This window comes from Bradyrhizobium sp. WSM1417, assembly GCF_000515415.1.
GTDB lineage: Bacteria > Pseudomonadota > Alphaproteobacteria > Rhizobiales > Xanthobacteraceae > Bradyrhizobium.
In genome coordinates this window covers 314,814-330,245 of the sequence record NZ_KI911783.1, presented here as the reverse complement: position 1 = coordinate 330,245, position 15,432 = coordinate 314,814, and the positions used below count along the sequence as shown (strand labels likewise).

Sequence of the window (15,432 nt, the reverse complement as noted above, 5' to 3'; positions counted from 1 at the left end):
TCTCAGCGCGAGCGAAGCTCGTCGCGGCCCCGTAAGAACGGGGAGAGGGAGAAGAGAGTCTCAATCCCGCAGCAGCTCGTTGATGCTGGTCTTGGAGCGCGTGCGCTCGTCGACGCGCTTGACGATGACGGCGCAGGCGGTGCTCGGGCCGATCTGGCCGTTCTTCATGGGCTTGCCGGGCAGCGCGCCGGGAACGACGACCGAATATTCCGGCACCTCGCCGATAAAGATCTCGCCGGTGTCGCGGTCGACGATCTTGGTCGACGCACCCAGGAACACGCCCATCGACAGCACCGCGCCCTTGCGCACGATCACGCCTTCGGCGACCTCGGAACGCGCGCCGATGAAGCAATCGTCCTCGATGATGACAGGCTCGGCCTGCAGCGGCTCGAGCACGCCGCCGATGCCGACACCGCCGGAGATGTGCACGCGCTTGCCGATCTGCGCGCAGGAGCCGACGGTCGACCAGGTGTCGATCATGGTGGATTCATCGACATAGGCGCCGAGATTGACGAAGGACGGCATCAGCACGACGTTGCGGGCGATGAAGGCCGAGCGGCGCACGATGGAGCCGGGGACGGCGCGGAAGCCGGCGTCGCGAAAGCGGTTCTCACCCCAGCCGTCGAACTTCGAGGGCACCTTGTCCCACCAGGCCGCCTTGCCGGGGCCGCCGGGAATGGCGCCCATGTCGTTGAGGCGGAACGAGAGCAGCACCGCCTTCTTCAGCCATTGATTGACCTTCCACTTGCCGTCGGCCCCGCGCTCGGCAACGCGGGCCTCACCCTTGTCCAGAATCTCCAGCGCGTGATCCACGGCCTCGCGGACCTCGCCCCTGGTCGAGGTCGAGACGCCGTCGCGCGCCTCGAAGGCGCCGTTGATGGTGGATTCGAGGGCGGACAGGGACATTTGGCGATCCTTGAGCGGTATTTGCGGGAATTTGGATCGCTTTTTCGGGACTTGGAGCGAGAGAGTCAAGAACGCAGTCGGCGATGTCCCGGCGCGTTCGGATGCGCCCGGGACATGGCCCGGGACATGGCCCGCCGCTATTTTGATGTGCCCGCGAGATCGATGCCGTTCACGATACCCTCGCAGAGGCCGGCGAGCTCATTTCCGAGTTCAGTCAAGGCCGGCGAGCGGTAGCGCGCGAAGGCGATAGCCGGATCAAGCCATCGCAGTTCGGCTTGACCGTCGGGAAAGCCGATCACGGCGAACTTCAGGGGGGCCTCGAGCAGCGCCGCACTATCGGCGGCCAGCAGCCGCGACATCAGCCGTGGATGGAAAAAAAGGACCTGACGCGCGGGGCCGATGGCGAAGCCGCCACGACTGAGCAGCATTTGCGGGTCGATCTCGTGCAGGATCCAGAGGTCTGCGGCAATAATTCCCTGCTTCAAGCGGGCGACCACCTCTTCGACGGTCAGCGAAGATGAGACCGACCGTTGAAACGAGCTTGCGGCCGAGCCGCATCCGGAGAACGCCACGGATTGCAGTGTTTGCGACATCGGATCAGCCTTCGTCCGGCCTTGGTGCCCTGCTCGCATCGAACGCTTCGAGCGTCCGTGCAGAGTAGACCAACGAAGCACCCGCACCGATCGCAATCGCAACGCCGAGGGCCTCCGCGAGCTCCTCGCGGCTTGCGCCGTAACGTGCGGCGGCGTCGGCGTGAACCGCAATACACCCGTCGCAGCGGGCGGTCACGGCCGCCGCCAGTGCGATCAACTCGCGCGTCTTGTCGTCCAGCTTTCCTGTCTGGGCGCCAGCCGCCCCAAGTTCGCGATAACCCTTCAGCGTCGCCGGGCTTAGGGCGCCAATGTCGCCGATCCGCGCCAGCAAGTCGCTCCGATAGGCGCTCCAATCCATCATCATTGTCTCTCTCCTCGAACGGCAGGGGTTGCCAGCTCGAGAGATAGACGTGCGGTCTCGCCGGAGCCATCAGCTATGGGCGTATGGCCGGCATACAGCTTGCCGAAGCCTCAGGCGAATTGACGGAATTCTCCAGCGATGAAGTCCACCACGGCGCGAACCCGCCGGACCTTGCCGGTATCGCGATGAAATCCCAGCCAGAGCTCGCGGCTCGGGACGGGCGCCGGCGTCTTGATGGAACGAAGCGCGGGATAGGCTGAGGCCAGGCGAGTTGGCAAGCAAACCAGCCCCGCGCCGGCGGCGGCTGCCGCGGCCTGACCATCGCGGCTGTTGCTGCAGAATCCAACATGTGCCAGCGGCAGATAGCGACGCAGCCATTTCGTCTCCGCAACGCTTTCGGCGAGCGCCGCGTTCATCGTGATGAGCGCAGCGTCGGCGCCACCGCCCGAAAAATCGGGCGGTCCCTTTACCTTGAGATACGCAGCAGCAGCATAAAGCTCGAACGGAATGCTGCCGATCTTCCGCTGCATCAGTCCCTCCTGCTGGAAGCGCCCGAAGCGCAGGGCGACATCTATCTCCCGCCGCGTGAGGCTCAGGGCCTCGGCGTCAGTAACCAGCTCGACGGTGACGGTCGGATGCGCCGCGCAGAACTTCGCCAGCAAAGGCGAGAGGATCCGTGCCCCGAGCCATTCGGGCGAGGTCACGCGCACCGTTCCGGTCAGTCCAGCGCTGCTGCCGACTGCGATCCGCTGCGCCGCAAGTGCTGCGTCCTCCATCCTCTCGGCATAATCAAGGATTTGTCGTCCGGTGTCGGAGAGTCGAAGTCCGGACGGAAGGCGGTCGAACAGGATTGCACCGAGCTTCCTTTCGAACAGCTCGAGGCGTCGGCTCATTGTCGGCTGCGTGGTGCCCAGCTTTCGTGCGGCACCCGAGAGGCTTTTTTCGCGAGCCAGGTGCAGGAAGTAGCGCAGGTCTTCCCATTCGATCGCAGCCAAATCTGTCGGCTTCTGGGGCACGGTCGCTCCTGCGTTGCTGCGGGGCTCAGCCGATCGCGAACGACTGCAAAAACCCCGCCAGATCATCCGTGACGTGGTCGACATGGGCGGCGTCACGGCCCGCCAGCTCCCAGTCCTCGCGCACGACCTCTTTCGTCCCGTCCGGTATCACCAGCACGGTGGTCATGCCGAGCTCGTGCGGGACGGTGAGGTTGCGGGCGAGGTCCTCGAACATCGCGGCGCGGGTCGGATCGACCGAATGGTCGGCGAGAAACTTGCGGTAGGTCTGCGGCGCCGGCTTCGGCTCGAAGTCGGCGGCGATGATGTCGAACACGCCGTCGAAATGCGTGGCAAAGCCGAGCCGCGCCAGCACCGCATCGACATGATCGACCGAACCGTTGGTCAGGATCAGCTTTCGTCCCGGCAGTTTTGCGATGGCCTCGCCCAGCGCCGGGTTCGGCTCCAGCGGTGAGTGGTCGATCTTGTGGACGTAGGCGAGATAGTCGTCGGCGCGGACGCCATGCAGGGTCATCATGCCGCGCATGGTGGTACCGAAGCGCTGGTAATAATCCTTCTGGATCTTGCGCGCTTCCACCGGTGTCAGGTTCAGCCAGTTGCAAACGAACTCGGTAATCCGCGCATCGACCTGCTGCCACAAATTGACGTGGTGCGGATAGAGCGTGTTGTCGAGGTCGAACACCCAGGTGTCGACATGGGCAAAGGCGCTGGGTGAGGTCATTTTCACTCTCTATCCGTTGACCGCTGCGCGGCCCCACCCTCAATCGTCGTCCTGGCGAAGGCCAGGACCCATACGCCGTGACCGATCATTGGGGCACCCTGGTCGTCGTTCTCTGCCAAACCCAATCCCGGGGTAATGGGTCCTGGCTTTCGCCAGGACGACAGCGGAGTGCATGGCACCGGTACGATCACAACACCACGCATCACGGCATCGCAAACCGCAGCGTCTTGCCGCCGCTCGACATGTCCACCGCGCCAAAGCCCGTCGCCGCAAAACCGCGCGCGCCGCAGTCGGTCTGCTCGTTGGTTTCGAACTTGGTCTCGCGCGTGCAAAGCTGCTTGTCGCCGCCCCAGTTCAGCGGCTTGTCCTTCAGCTTGACGATGCGGTTGTCGGCGTCGATGGCTTCCGCGAAGCTGAAGATCTGCTTCGGCTGACCGCTGACATCAGGGTGCAGGCAGGTCTTGGGGTCGATGCGATACCAGCCGCGGCTCGTTACCGACTTGCCGTCGTCGGTGGCGACCGCCGCCATCACCTTGTGCGTGGTGTCGTTGCACCAGGTGAGGCCGGTCGCAGACGGCGTCTGCACGGCATCGACCATGGTCTTGAAGAAGTTCGGCGACGACAGGATGTCGGACGACAATCCGCGGCTCTTCAGGAAAGCGGCCAGCGCGCCTTGCGTCTTCGGCCCGTCGACGCCGTCGATCGGCGCGGCGTCGTAACCTGCGATCACCAAGAGCCGCTGGATGCCGGCAAGGCGGGCCTGCTCGTCGTCATATTCGGAGTCCTCGGCGAGATAGGCGACGAAATTGCCGTCCGCGCCTTGCGTCGGCGTGATCTGGGTGAAGGCGGCCTGGGTCTGGCCGCTGCGGCACTGTCGCGCGGCCGCGATGACGAAATTGTCCTGCGCGACGCACAGCGTGTCGCTGCCGTTCTGCGGGATCGGGGATGCGCCGTAGACGCCGAGCGCGCGGGCGTTGAGCAGGATGCGGTCGGCGGAGAGCGTGCCCTGCACCACCACGCGGCAGGTAGCGGGGTCGATCCTGAACCAGCCGCGCGTCGCAGTCGCCGCCTTGTCGTCGATGCCGATCGCGGCCTCGACGACATAGGACATGCGATTGCAGATCTTGAGGTCGGCAAAGGCCGGTGCGGAGGAGAACACGAACGAGATGGCCGCGGCAGGGAGCGTCATCAGGAAACGGGTCAAGGTCGAGCGGCGATGCCGCCGCTCTCCCAGTTCTGTTCCTGTTCGCTCTCGCATCACTTGTGGATCAGCGTGCCCGTGCCGGTGTTGGTGAAGAGCTCGAGCAAGACCGCGTGCTGCATCTTGCCGTCGATGATGACGACACCCTCCACGCCCTGTTCGAGCGCGTAGATGCAGGTCTCGACCTTCGGGATCATGCCGCCGGAAATGGTGCCGTCAGCGATCAGCTTACGCGCGTCCTTGACCGAGAGCTGCGGGATCAGCTTCTTGGACTTGTCGAGCACGCCCGGTACGTCGGTGAGCAGCAGCAGCCGCTTTGCCTTCAGCGCGCCGGCCACGGCGCCGGCGAAAGTGTCGGCGTTGACGTTCAGCGTCTGGCCCTCTTTCGAGGTCGCGAGCGGCGCGAGCACGGGGATCAGCTCGTAGCCGATCAGCTGGTTGAGCAGCGTGAGATCGACTTTCTCGGGATCGCCGACGAAGCCGAGATCGACCGCCTTCTCGATCTGCGAGTCAGGATCCATGATGGTGCGCGTCGTCTTGGACGCCTTCACCATATTGGCGTCCTTGCCGGACAGTCCCACCGCCTTGCCGCCCGCTTCGTTGATGTAGCCGACGATTTGCTTGTTGACCGAGCCGGCGAGCACCATCTCGACGATCTCAATCGTCGCGGCGTCGGTGATGCGCAGGCCGGCGGCAAATTCGGAGACGATGCCGAGGCGCTTGAGCATGGTCGCGATCTGCGGGCCGCCGCCATGCACCACCACCGGATTGATCGCGGTCTGCTCGAGCAGCACGATGTCGCGCGCAAAATTCCTAGCGGTCTCCTCGTCGCCCATGGCATGGCCGCCATACTTGATGACGATGGTTTCCTCGTCATACTGCTGCATGTGCGGCAGCGCTTCGGACAGGATGCGGGCCTGGTCGAGCGGGGAGATTTCGGTCATGAGGCGGATCTCGCTGGCGGGATACTCGGCCGCGTTCTATCCGATTGGCGGGCGGGGCGCAAAGTGGTCTTCACCCCCGGGCTACGGACTGCGCTTCACCACCACCGCCGCGAGCGTCACCGCCAGCCAGCTCAAGATCATCACCGATCCACCGGTCGGCGCCGCATAGGGAAACAGCGAATGCCCGGCATATTGCCGCAAGGTGAGGTCGCCCGCGAACAGCGCCGCGCCAGCTGCGAAGCCGGACGCAGCGATGATGCCAATTCCGTCGTGCAGAAGGCCGCGCCCGAGCAGGGCGACGGCCGCAAGCATGGCCGTTGCATGAAACAGCAGCATGGCGCTTGCGGCGGCGAGCCGGCTCGCATCGCCGCCATGCGCGGAAGCGGCGGCCAGCGCGACGCCGGCGGCGCCCATCACACCGGCAAGCCCGATCAGCAGGCGGAATGCCGCCATCACGAGGTCCGCTCTTCCAGCAGCTTTGCGATCGCGGCGCGCAGCTCGGCCATGCCGGTCGCGCTCCGGGACGAGGTCGCGAGCACGTTCGGGAACGCGGCCGGACGCTTGGCGAGCGCGGCCTCGGTCTCGACGATGCGCGATTGGAGCTCGGCGGCCTTGATCTGGTCGGCCTTGGTCAGCACGAGCTGGTAGCTGACCGCTGAGCGATCGAGTGTCTTCAGGACTTCGAGATCGACGTCCTTGAGGCCGTGCCGCGCGTCCACCAGCACGTAGACGCGCGCGAGGCTGGCGCGTCCGAGCAGGAATTTGTGGATCAGCTCGGTCCAGGACGCGACCTGGCTCTTCGGCGCCTTGGCATAGCCGTAGCCAGGCATGTCGACGAGGCGCAGCTCGCCTTTCCCGGGGACCTCGAAGAAGATCAGCTCCTGGGTGCGGCCCGGCGTATGCGAGGTGCGCGCGAGCGCGTTGCGGCCGGTCAACGCGTTGATCAGGCTGGACTTGCCGACATTGGAGCGGCCTGCAAAGGCGATCTCCAGCCCCGCCATCGGCGGCAGCGTTTCAGTCGAAGGCGAGGCCCAGATGAACTGCCAGTCCCGCGTGAACAGCTTTCGCCCGACCTCGATCAGCTTCGCATCTTTGTCGTCGGTCATGCGCAAGCTTTCTGTCTGTCCGCGTCATTGCGAGCGAAGCGACGCAATCCAGAAATGCATCCGGACTCTGGATTGCTTCTTCGCTTCGCTCCTCGCAATGACGACCCGCTACGTCGCCTTCTTCGCGAACGTCGCCTTGAGATTGTCGAACAGCTCCACCTTCACGCCGTTGCGGCGCATGATGAAGCTCTGCTGCAGCACCGAGAGCGTGTTGTTCCAGGCCCAGTAGATCACGAGGCCCGCCGGGAAGCCCGCCAGCATGAAGGTGAAGATCAGCGGCATCCAGTTGAAGATCATCTGCTGCGTCGGATCCGGCGGCGTCGGATTCAGCTTCATCTGGAACCACATCGTGATGCCCATGATGATCGGCCAGATGCCGAGCGCGAGGTAGTGGCCGAACACGGGAATGGTGGTTGGATCGAACGGGATCAACCCGAACAGGTTGAACAGATTGGTCGGATCCGGCGCCGAGAGGTCCTTGATCCAGCCGAAGAACGGCGCCTGCCGCATCTCGATGGTGACGAACAGCACCTTGTAGAGCGAGAAGAACACCGGGATCTGGATCACCACGGGAAGACAGCCGGCGACCGGATTGATCTTCTCCTTGCGGTAGATCTCCATCATCTCCTGCTGCTGCTTCACCTTGTCGTCGGGGAAGCGCTCCTTCAGCGCCTGAAGCTGCGGCTGGACCGACTTCATCTTCGCCATCGAGGCGTAGGATTTGTTCGCCAGCGGGAAGAACAACAGCTTCACGATCACGGTCACGAGCAGGATCGAGATGCCGAAATTGCCGAAGAAGCGGTAGAAGAAGTCGAGGCCGAGGAACATCGGCTTGGTGATGAAGTAGAACCAGCCCCAGTCGATCAACAGGTCGAAATGGTTGAGGCCGAGCTCCTTGTTGTAGCCGCCATGGCCGGCCAGCGGGAAGTTGATGCCGACCACGCTGGCTTCCTTGGCGCCGGCGAACAGCCGCGCGTTCGCCGTCGCGGAGCCGCCGATCGCGACGGTGACGGGATCGAGCAGATAGTCGGTCTGGTAGGTGTGGACGTTGCCGCTCGGGTTGGACGAGAAGCGCGCCTGCAGCGGCGCAGTGGTGTCCGGCAGCAGCGCCGAGGCCCAGTACTTGTCGGTCATGCCGAGCCAGCCATTGGTGGCCTTGAAGTTCACCGTCTTGGCTTCGTCGATCTTCTTGTAGGCGTATTCCTGCAAGCCATCGAGATAGCCGATCAGGCCTTCATGCAGGATATAGTAGCCGGAGACCTGCGGCGTGCCGTGGCGTGAGATCAGGGCGAACGGATAGAGCGTGACCGGCGCGTTGCCGACATTGCTCACCTCGTCCTTGATGGTGAAGAGATAGTGGTCGTCGACCGCGATGGTGCGGCGGAAGCTGAGGCCCTCGCCATTGTCCCATTTCAGCACCGCCGGCGTCGTCGGCGTCAGGGTGCCGCTGCCGTCCTGCTGCCAGACGGTCTGCGCGTCCGGCAGTTTTGCCGTCACGCCCGTCGCCGGCACCCAGCCGAACTCGGCGTAATAGGGCTCCGCGGTGCCCGAGGGCGAATACAGAATGATCGGCGGCGACTTCGGATCGACCGTTTCGCGATGCTGCACCAGCGCGACGTCGTCGATGCGGCCGCCCTTCAGCGAGATGCTGCCGGCGATCCGCGGCGTCTCGATCTTCACGCGCGGGCTGGCTGCAATCGCGACGTCGCGGGCAACGACCGGCTGGGCTTGCTGGTTCGTGCTCGGCGTCGACGGCTGGACCGTGCTGCCAGCCTGCGGCGTGGCGCCCGGCGTCGCGGAAGCCGTCGGCTGCGGCGTGGTCTTCTGCAGCTCGGCCTGGGCCTGTTGCTGGGCGCGCTGCTTCTCCATCGCCGGCATGTTGTAGAAATATTGCCAGGCGATCAGCACGAAGCCCGACAGAATGACGGCGAGGATGGTATTGCGGTTGTCGGTCATCATTCTCTCGTCATCAATCCGGTTTGCGGCTGGTCGCAGGAGCGGGGCCGGGCTTTGAGCCGTCGGTTCTTGAGTCGGTTGTTGGGCTGCTTTTTGAGCCGCGTCCCTTGTGCGTATGCCGCGCCGGCTTCGCGAACGCTATGCGCAGATCGTCGAGCATGGTGGCGAAGTCGCGCGAGAGCGCGTCCCTTCGGCCAACCAGCACATAATCATGATGGGGCTGCATCGACATCGGATCGAGCCGCTTCACCAATTCGCGAAGCCGGCGCCGGATGCGATTGCGCTGGGGGGCGTTGCCGTTCTTTTTGGTGACGGTGAAGCCGATCCGGATCGGGCCGCTGTCGTCTCGGCCAAGGTTTCGGCGGTCGAGGCTTTGCAGGACGAACGCGGGGCTATTCACCCGCGCGCCATTGGCAACGGCGAGGAAATCCGCTCGCTGCCTCAGCCGATCCATGATGAAATCCCAAAAAGGGGGTCCGGCTCAGGCGCTCAGACGCTTGCGGCCGCGGGCGCGTCGGGCGGCGAGCACCTTTCGGCCGCCGGCCGTGGCGAGACGGGCACGGAAGCCGTGACGGCGCTTGCGCACCAGTTTGCTGGGTTGATAAGTCCGCTTCACGGGTTTTTCTCCGCTGACCGGGCAATTTGCCTGTAGAATTGATGATAAAGTCCGGAAGATGCTGCCCAAAACGGGCCCTTTTCGGCCCCAAGAGAGCCGCTCCCGGCGGTCACACCGGGTCATCGCGGACAATTGGCCGGCTTATAAGCGAGCGTCTTCTTTTCGTCAACGCCGCACAAGCGCTCAATTCCGGCGAATATCGCTGTTTGTGCGGGGTTTTTAACCCTTGAGGTGGCGACTCGCCAAATCTGCGCTTACATCCGACCTTGGCAGATTGACGATCTGTAATTTGACCGCGCTGGGGGCGGGCCGCATCTTGATACGCGCCAAGACCCTTTCACCCGGCGACATCTTCAATCCGGTAAAGGCAGCGAGGGCGAATTTCGTGGCAGCGACAGACCTCCAGCCGATCCAGGATGGGGATCAGCGGGACCCGCCGACGGCGCTGCCGCGGGGGACGCGCGGGCTTGGGCTGTCCGGCAAGCTGCTGCTGCTCACCGTTCCCTTGGTGATGATCGCCGCCATCCTGCTCTACGTGCCCGCTATCGCCAATTTCTGGGTCAACCGGCTCAACGACCGCGTCGCGGCGGCCAACACGGCGGCGCTGGTGCTCGATGCCGCGCCGCTCGGCATGGTCCCCGATTCGCTGTCGCGCCAGATCCTGAAGAGCATCAATGCGCGCGCCGTCGCCATCAAGATGGGCCAGCAGCGCCGTCTGCTCGCCAGCGACAATCTGCCGGCCGCGATCGAGCACGACATCGACCTGCGCGACATGACGGCTTGGGAGGCGATCACCGGCTCGTTCCGGATGATGCTGGAGACCGGCAATCAGGCCATCCGGATCGTCGGGCCGGGCGTCGGCAACGCCCAGTTCATGGAGATCGTCACCGATGAGCTGCCGCTGCGGCAGTCGATGTACCGCTTCTCCCGCAACGTCGTCGTGGTCGCGCTGATCATCGCGGTGCTGACCGCCGGCCTCGTCTATCTCGCCATGCATTATCTCTTCGTGCGCCCGATGCGGCGGCTGACCGCGAGCCTGGTCGGCTTCCACGAAAATCCCGAGAGTTCGGCGGGGATCATCGTGCCGAGCCAGCGCAGCGACGAGATCGGGGTCGCCGAGCGCGAATTGTCGGACATGCAGCGCGACCTGATGTCGATGCTGCACCAGAAGAGCCGACTCGCCGCCCTCGGCCTCGCGGTGTCCAAGATCAATCACGATCTGCGCAATCTGCTGGCCTCGGCGCAACTCCTGTCGGACCAGCTCGCCAGCGTGCCGGATCCTCGGGTGCAGCGCTTTGCGCCAAAGCTCGTGCGCTCGCTCGAGCGCGCCATCGCCTTCTGCCAGTCGACCCTGTCTTACGGCCGCGCCCAGGAAGCCGCGCCCGACCGGCGCATGATCATGATCGAGCCTGTGGTGCTGGAGGTGCGCGAGACCGCCGGCCTTGCCTCCGACGCGTCGATCTCCTGGGTCGCTGCGATCGAGCGCGGGCTCGCCGTCGACGCCGATCCCGACCAGCTGTTTCGCGTGCTGCTCAACCTCGTCCGCAACGCCGCCCAGGCGCTGGAAAGCCATGCGTCCGCCGAGAGTGGCGCGCAGCAGATCCGGATCACGGGAAAACGCGAGGGCGCGGTCGCCATCCTCGAGGTCTCCGACACCGGCCCCGGCGTGCCCCAGAAGACCCGCGATCACCTGTTCGAGGCGTTCCAGACCTCCGGCCGCCCCGGCGGCAGCGGTCTCGGCCTTGCCATCGCCGCCGAGCTGGTCCGCGCCCATGGCGGCGACATCCATCTGGTCGAAGGCACCATCGGCGCCACCTTCCGGATCGTCATTCCCGACCGTCCCGTGGAACTGCTCTCCGTCCGCAACGAGCGGGCGCGGGCGTAGTCGGCTCGCGGCTGAGTGCGGAAACTCTCATTTCCCAGCAAAATCTCCCCAATCCGGACCTTGCCAATCGGGGCAAGAGCGGTTAGTCAGAGCGCTCTTTCGCACCCCTCCGGCGTCGCCGGGGGCTGCCTGCGGGCCACGCCCGCACTGTCAGCGAAAAACGCGCCCGTAGCTCAGCTGGATAGAGCATCAGACTACGAATCTGAGGGTCGGACGTTCGAATCGTTCCGGGCGCGCCATTTCGGTACCGACTGTCGCCTGGTCACGCGGACCGAAGCCATCCTTCCGCGGTCAAGGCTTCCAACTCGGCGAAATAAGCCTCGTTCAGATCCTGCTCGGACCTCGTATATCGAGGTCGCCGCCGCCCGACCTGAGTCCGCGCATCCGGTCGTTCAGATATCCGACCAGCACCGAGCCGATCGCATGGATGGCTTCGTGACGATCGAGCCCCTCTGACATCAGCCGTTGCGCCGCGGCTCGGACCGGCAGTTCGCGATCCGCAATCTGGTTCTAGACGATGGCGTGAATAACGGCGTGCAATGTCTCGCGCGGGAGGCGGATCCGCGCACGCCGATGATACTTCTTCACGAGATCGATACGTTCTTGTTCGTAGCGCGAGCCACTGCTCCGGGTCCGGCTCCGTGAATGGATCGTAGTTTCGGATCTCTTCATTGCCTTGGTCGAGCACTGATCGGGCGAAGACGAATGCGATTTCCGAAAACCCAGGGCTACATTCCGCAGATCAGTCTCTATCCAATCGGCCGGCGCGCCGACGATGCCCTGTTCGCACCGCTCACCGAAGCCGCTGCAAATGGTTGCACCGGTTCCAAGATGGCGCGTAACAACGCCCGATCTAGCGCCGCGCAACATCACGCGCCGCAGGATCCGAACCAAGCCCCCTGCTCGTCAGCAAATGGTTGAACTGATCGGCTGAAAAAAGCTGCCCGTCCGGAGCCGTGATCGAAACCACAAAACCATTCACCGCGTGCTTGCGGGCCAGGATCACCGCAACGATCGCGCTGTCACGGAAATCCACGGTGCGGCAGTCGTCTTTAATAGCTTCGATGATGAATGTCATTTGGTCCATGACCACAATTGGCACGCGCCAATTGCGCGCCAGGCAATTCAACCCCGTATCGATGAAAATGATGTTGCCGACAAGCCAGCTATTGACCCGATGGAAACGCGACCATACCCATATTGGGGGAAACAGCAGACCGGTCCTGCCTCACGCGCGGTGCGCCACGGATACATAGAACCGGCTTGTGGGCGTCGAACCGGACATCCGTAGAAGCGGGCACTGGTGATGGTTGGTACGACCAAAGACGAGGACATCGCGTCGGATTTGATCCGAACCGTCTCCCGCCACTCGTTGGCCTACATGCTGTGCGCAGCCAGCGAAATGTTCCGCCACTACGATTTCGATCCGCTGGACTTGATGATCATTCATGCGGTCTTGAACGCCAACGTTCTCAAGATCATGAAGAACCCCGAACTGGACCGGCAATTTGGCAGCATCCAGGCGGTGGAGCCGGATATGATCAAGCAGGGCGTTTCCCGTGCCGCCCTGTCCCGCTTTTTCGGTCTGCCGATCGAAACCGTCCGGCGGCGCGCCGATCGCTTGAAGAAGCAAGGCATTTTCCGCGAGACCGACCAGGGACTGATCGTAACCGAAGCCAACCAGTTCAAGTTCGGCAATAACCACGAGCTGCAGCGAACCAACATGCTCCTGGTGCGGAAATTCCTCCGTGACCTGACGGAAGCGGGCGTTGAGCTTCCCGGCGGGATTTGACGGCCGGATCCAGCGTTTGCTTGCCCGCGGCATCAGGGCGCCAGGGTGAGACAATCCGGTTGGATCTTCTTCACACATCGCCGTGTGAGGTGCAGCACGCAACATCACCTGTAATCTGCTTCACACGCAAATGCGGCCAATGACGCTAGATGGGAGAGGTCGCGCCTCCGCGCGGCCTGTTCGGAGCTGGCGATGATGGCTGCACTGGCAAAGGCGATATCCCGCGCGACGAGAACCAGCGTGGACGTCGAAACTCTGAAGATCCTCGCGATCTTTTCCGGCGCGGGCTTGCTGCTCTCTCTCGTCACCGCGATGATCTACGGACAGGCTGCCGGCGCCGCTTTGTTTTGAGAGCGCGCGCTTCACCGCGAAACATGAGGGGGGGGCCGCAGGATGGTCGACCGTTCGCCTCAGCGCCACCCAAGCGCAGGCGCCACATGCGTCAAAATCGCCTCGATGGCGTGCGCGCAATAGTCGACACCAAGCTGGTTCGGGATCGTCAGCAGCAATGTGTCAGCCTCGGCGATCGCCTCGTCTGCTCGGAGCTGCTCGATCAGCGCGTCCGGCTCCGCCGCATAGGAGCGGCCGAAGATCGCGCGGGTGCGCGGGTCGATGAAGCCGACCTGGTCCTCGCTGCCGCGCTCGCCGCCGAAATAGGCGCGGTCGCGATCGTCGACCAGCGCGAAGATGCTGCGGCTGACGGACACGCGCGGCTCGCGGGTGTGGCCGGCCTCTTTCCACGCGGCGCGATAGGCGCGGATCTGCGCGGCCTGCTGCACATGGAAGGCTTCGCCGGTCTCGTCGTTCTTCAGCGTCGAGCTCTGCAGATTCATGCCGTGCTTGGCGGCCCACACCGACGTCGCGTTCGAGCCGGCACCCCACCAGATCCGTTCGCGCAGGCCTTCCGCATGCGGCTCGAGCCGCAACAGCCCCGGCGGATTTGGAAACATCGGCTGCGGGTTGGGTTTTGCAAAACCTTCGCCGCGCAAGATGTCGAGAAAGACCTCGGCATGACGCCGGCCCATGTCGGCGTCGCTCTCGCCCTCGGCCGGCTGGTAGCCGAAATAACGCCAGCCGTCGATCACCTGCTCGGGCGAGCCGCGGCTGATGCCGAGCTGGAGGCGCCCACCGCCGATGAGATCGGCAGAGCCTGCGTCCTCCGCCATGTAAAGCGGATTCTCGTAGCGCATGTCGATCACGGCCGTACCGATCTCGATCTTGCTGGTTCTGGCCCCGACGGCGGCAAGCAGCGGAAAGGGCGAGGCGAGCTGCCGCGCGAAATGATGCACGCGGAAATAGGCACCGTCGGCGCCGAGCTCTTCCGCCGCAACCGCAAGCTCGATCGATTGCAGCAACGTGTCTGCAGCCGAGCGGGTCTGCGATTGTGGCGAGGGCGTCCAGTGCCCGAAGGAGAGGAATCCGATTTTTTTCATGGAAGCAACATATGGATGATGGGAAGAGTTTGCGACACCTCGGCCGGAGGAAAGATGACGACCTGGGAAGCGCGTATGGGTGAGTGCCGTTCCTCGAGGGAAAGCGGACCGAAGCGGACATCGCTGCTAGCGCCCCTTTTCACCCAACTGAGACATGTGCGCCGCAGGATTGTTGCGATGCAGAGCGCGTGGATATAAAAGGACGACGGCGGCAAGATCCTCTGCAACGCCAGCTGCGCTACGCCCCTCCCCAGCATGCGGTACCTGATCCCATGACAAAAGCGCGCGCCGTGCCCATGCCCAGCAACAGCGTGCTTGCGCCGCTTTACGCGGGCGCGGACCTTTTGGACGCCTTTGCAATTCAACTGCCGGCGGGCGCCAGCGATGATGTAGAGGTGCTGGCACGCGCCGCGCTCGAGCGACAGGCGTGGTGGATTCGTGCGCTCACGCGTGTCCGCGATGTGGTGATGGCGGCAGTCGCGGTCAAATCGTCGCGCGCCGTCGGTCTTGCCGCGGCGGCGCATGGGCCGGTTATCGGTTTCTTCCCAGTGCTGTCAAAGAGTGCGACGGAGTTGGTCGTGGGTGCGGATGACCGGCATCTCGACTTCCGCGTCACCATTCAACTTCGCGCCGATGCAGCAAATGGGCGCGAGCTTGTCGCGGGCACGGTGGTGCATTGTCATAACCGACTGGGGCGCATCTATCTTGCGACGATAGCACCGTTTCATCGCGTGATTGTGCCGGCGAGTTTGGAACAGGCGGCAAGAGCAATGAAGAATTGAGCAGACTTGGCGGCCGTGACAGGCTGCGGTCGACGAACGAGTCGGCTTCTGGCCCATCAGCGAAGGAGCGGCGCACCTCGTTGAAGTCCGCTTGGTGAGGCGCGGCGGAGTGGATCTGCTCAG

18 protein-coding genes and 1 tRNA gene are annotated in these 15,432 nt (G+C 64.0%); 5 read left to right on the top strand and 14 right to left on the bottom strand.

Going from position 1 to position 15,432, the window contains the following annotated elements:
• Positions 1–60 precede the first annotated feature (60 nt).
• The 12 genes from dapD to rpmH form a co-directional block, all read right to left on the bottom strand.
• Positions 61–906 (bottom strand): 2,3,4,5-tetrahydropyridine-2,6-dicarboxylate N-succinyltransferase, encoded by an 846-nt coding sequence (gene dapD, locus BRA1417_RS0101730; protein ID WP_027514329.1) that lies wholly within the window; start codon positions 904–906, stop codon positions 61–63.
• Positions 907–1,043: 137 nt separating this feature from the next.
• Positions 1,044–1,403 (bottom strand): DUF302 domain-containing protein, encoded by a 360-nt coding sequence (locus tag BRA1417_RS44620; RefSeq protein WP_198034782.1) that lies wholly within the window; start codon positions 1,401–1,403, stop codon positions 1,044–1,046.
• A gap of 100 nt (positions 1,404–1,503) precedes the next feature.
• Positions 1,504–1,863, bottom strand: a complete 360-nt coding sequence (locus tag BRA1417_RS0101720) for a carboxymuconolactone decarboxylase family protein (RefSeq protein ID WP_156948528.1) — start codon at positions 1,861–1,863, stop codon at positions 1,504–1,506.
• Positions 1,864–1,970: 107 nt separating this feature from the next.
• Positions 1,971–2,876 carry a LysR family transcriptional regulator gene (locus BRA1417_RS0101715; RefSeq protein WP_051448262.1) on the bottom strand — a complete coding sequence of 302 codons (906 nt, stop codon included), beginning with the start codon at positions 2,874–2,876 and terminating at the stop codon, positions 1,971–1,973.
• A gap of 25 nt (positions 2,877–2,901) precedes the next feature.
• On the bottom strand, positions 2,902–3,594 hold the full coding sequence (locus tag BRA1417_RS0101710) for a pyrimidine 5'-nucleotidase (protein ID WP_027514325.1): 693 nt from the start codon (positions 3,592–3,594) through the stop codon (positions 2,902–2,904).
• Between the two features lie 202 nt (positions 3,595–3,796).
• Positions 3,797–4,783 carry a DUF1036 domain-containing protein gene (locus tag BRA1417_RS0101700; RefSeq protein ID WP_027514324.1) on the bottom strand — a complete coding sequence of 329 codons (987 nt, stop codon included), beginning with the start codon at positions 4,781–4,783 and terminating at the stop codon, positions 3,797–3,799.
• Between the two features lie 68 nt (positions 4,784–4,851).
• Positions 4,852–5,739, bottom strand: a complete 888-nt coding sequence (gene argB / locus BRA1417_RS0101695; RefSeq protein ID WP_027514323.1) for an acetylglutamate kinase — start codon at positions 5,737–5,739, stop codon at positions 4,852–4,854.
• A gap of 81 nt (positions 5,740–5,820) precedes the next feature.
• Entirely contained in the window at positions 5,821–6,192 is a 372-nt protein-coding gene (locus BRA1417_RS0101690; protein ID WP_035968315.1) for a DUF423 domain-containing protein, read from the bottom strand.
• Positions 6,192–6,845, bottom strand: coding sequence for a ribosome biogenesis GTP-binding protein YihA/YsxC (yihA, locus tag BRA1417_RS0101685; RefSeq protein ID WP_027514321.1), 654 nt, complete (start codon positions 6,843–6,845; stop codon positions 6,192–6,194). Before yihA ends, BRA1417_RS0101690 begins: the two co-directional genes overlap by 1 nt.
• A gap of 108 nt (positions 6,846–6,953) precedes the next feature.
• Entirely contained in the window at positions 6,954–8,801 is a 1,848-nt protein-coding gene (gene yidC / locus BRA1417_RS0101680) for a membrane protein insertase YidC (RefSeq protein WP_027514320.1), read from the bottom strand.
• A gap of 13 nt (positions 8,802–8,814) precedes the next feature.
• Positions 8,815–9,255 carry a ribonuclease P protein component gene (gene rnpA, locus BRA1417_RS0101675; protein ID WP_027514319.1) on the bottom strand — a complete coding sequence of 147 codons (441 nt, stop codon included), beginning with the start codon at positions 9,253–9,255 and terminating at the stop codon, positions 8,815–8,817.
• Between the two features lie 27 nt (positions 9,256–9,282).
• Positions 9,283–9,417, bottom strand: a complete 135-nt coding sequence (gene rpmH, locus BRA1417_RS0101670; protein ID WP_008542748.1) for a 50S ribosomal protein L34 — start codon at positions 9,415–9,417, stop codon at positions 9,283–9,285.
• Positions 9,418–9,802: 385 nt separating this feature from the next.
• On the opposite strand from rpmH, the gene BRA1417_RS0101665 reads away from it, so the two are divergent.
• Together BRA1417_RS0101665 and BRA1417_RS0101660 are read left to right on the top strand one after the other, a co-directional pair.
• Entirely contained in the window at positions 9,803–11,302 is a 1,500-nt protein-coding gene (locus BRA1417_RS0101665) for an ATP-binding protein (protein ID WP_027514318.1), read from the top strand.
• A 162-nt stretch (positions 11,303–11,464) separates the two neighbouring features.
• Positions 11,465–11,541 (top strand) — tRNA-Arg (locus tag BRA1417_RS0101660).
• A gap of 614 nt (positions 11,542–12,155) precedes the next feature.
• On the opposite strand, the gene BRA1417_RS0101645 is transcribed toward BRA1417_RS0101660, so the two are convergent.
• Entirely contained in the window at positions 12,156–12,380 is a 225-nt protein-coding gene (locus BRA1417_RS0101645) for a hypothetical protein (protein ID WP_245286131.1), read from the bottom strand.
• Positions 12,381–12,608: 228 nt separating this feature from the next.
• Between BRA1417_RS0101645 and BRA1417_RS0101640 the strand changes: the two genes are divergently transcribed.
• The gene (locus BRA1417_RS0101640; protein WP_027514315.1) at positions 12,609–13,094 is read left to right on the top strand and encodes a hypothetical protein; all 486 of its coding nucleotides are present in this window, start codon (positions 12,609–12,611) and stop codon (positions 13,092–13,094) included.
• A 192-nt stretch (positions 13,095–13,286) separates the two neighbouring features.
• A complete protein-coding gene (locus BRA1417_RS44615) occupies positions 13,287–13,445 on the top strand; it encodes a hypothetical protein (RefSeq protein WP_198034781.1) in 159 nt (52 codons plus the stop codon).
• 59 nt (positions 13,446–13,504) lie between these two features.
• On the opposite strand, the gene BRA1417_RS0101630 is transcribed toward BRA1417_RS44615, so the two are convergent.
• Positions 13,505–14,527: an LLM class flavin-dependent oxidoreductase gene (locus tag BRA1417_RS0101630; protein ID WP_027514314.1), complete on the bottom strand. Its 1,023-nt coding sequence runs from the start codon at positions 14,525–14,527 to the stop codon at positions 13,505–13,507.
• 272 nt (positions 14,528–14,799) lie between these two features.
• Here BRA1417_RS0101630 and BRA1417_RS0101620 point away from each other — a divergent pair, with 272 nt between their 5' ends.
• Positions 14,800–15,309, top strand: coding sequence for a DUF2867 domain-containing protein (locus tag BRA1417_RS0101620; RefSeq protein ID WP_027514312.1), 510 nt, complete (start codon positions 14,800–14,802; stop codon positions 15,307–15,309).
• Positions 15,310–15,432: the final 123 nt, after the last annotated feature.

What these genes read in the sequence shown, in the direction of transcription:
- dapD (WP_027514329.1), bottom strand. Translation starts at nt 906, where the DNA reads ATGTCCCTGTCCGCCCTCGAATCCACCATCAACGGCGCCTTCGAGGCG.
- BRA1417_RS0101720 (WP_156948528.1), bottom strand. Translation starts at nt 1,863, where the DNA reads ATGATGATGGATTGGAGCGCCTATCGGAGCGACTTGCTGGCGCGGATC.
- BRA1417_RS0101710 (WP_027514325.1), bottom strand. Translation starts at nt 3,594, where the DNA reads ATGACCTCACCCAGCGCCTTTGCCCATGTCGACACCTGGGTGTTCGAC.
- BRA1417_RS0101700 (WP_027514324.1), bottom strand. Translation starts at nt 4,783, where the DNA reads ATGACGCTCCCTGCCGCGGCCATCTCGTTCGTGTTCTCCTCCGCACCG.
- argB (WP_027514323.1), bottom strand. Translation starts at nt 5,739, where the DNA reads ATGACCGAAATCTCCCCGCTCGACCAGGCCCGCATCCTGTCCGAAGCG.
- BRA1417_RS0101690 (WP_035968315.1), bottom strand. Translation starts at nt 6,192, where the DNA reads ATGGCGGCATTCCGCCTGCTGATCGGGCTTGCCGGTGTGATGGGCGCC.
- yihA (WP_027514321.1), bottom strand. Translation starts at nt 6,845, where the DNA reads ATGACCGACGACAAAGATGCGAAGCTGATCGAGGTCGGGCGAAAGCTG.
- yidC (WP_027514320.1), bottom strand. Translation starts at nt 8,801, where the DNA reads ATGACCGACAACCGCAATACCATCCTCGCCGTCATTCTGTCGGGCTTC.
- rnpA (WP_027514319.1), bottom strand. Translation starts at nt 9,255, where the DNA reads ATGGATCGGCTGAGGCAGCGAGCGGATTTCCTCGCCGTTGCCAATGGC.
- BRA1417_RS0101645 (WP_245286131.1), bottom strand. Translation starts at nt 12,380, where the DNA reads ATGACATTCATCATCGAAGCTATTAAAGACGACTGCCGCACCGTGGAT.
- BRA1417_RS0101640 (WP_027514315.1), top strand. Translation starts at nt 12,609, where the DNA reads ATGGTTGGTACGACCAAAGACGAGGACATCGCGTCGGATTTGATCCGA.
- BRA1417_RS44615 (WP_198034781.1), top strand. Translation starts at nt 13,287, where the DNA reads ATGATGGCTGCACTGGCAAAGGCGATATCCCGCGCGACGAGAACCAGC.
- BRA1417_RS0101630 (WP_027514314.1), bottom strand. Translation starts at nt 14,527, where the DNA reads ATGAAAAAAATCGGATTCCTCTCCTTCGGGCACTGGACGCCCTCGCCA.
- BRA1417_RS0101620 (WP_027514312.1), top strand. Translation starts at nt 14,800, where the DNA reads ATGACAAAAGCGCGCGCCGTGCCCATGCCCAGCAACAGCGTGCTTGCG.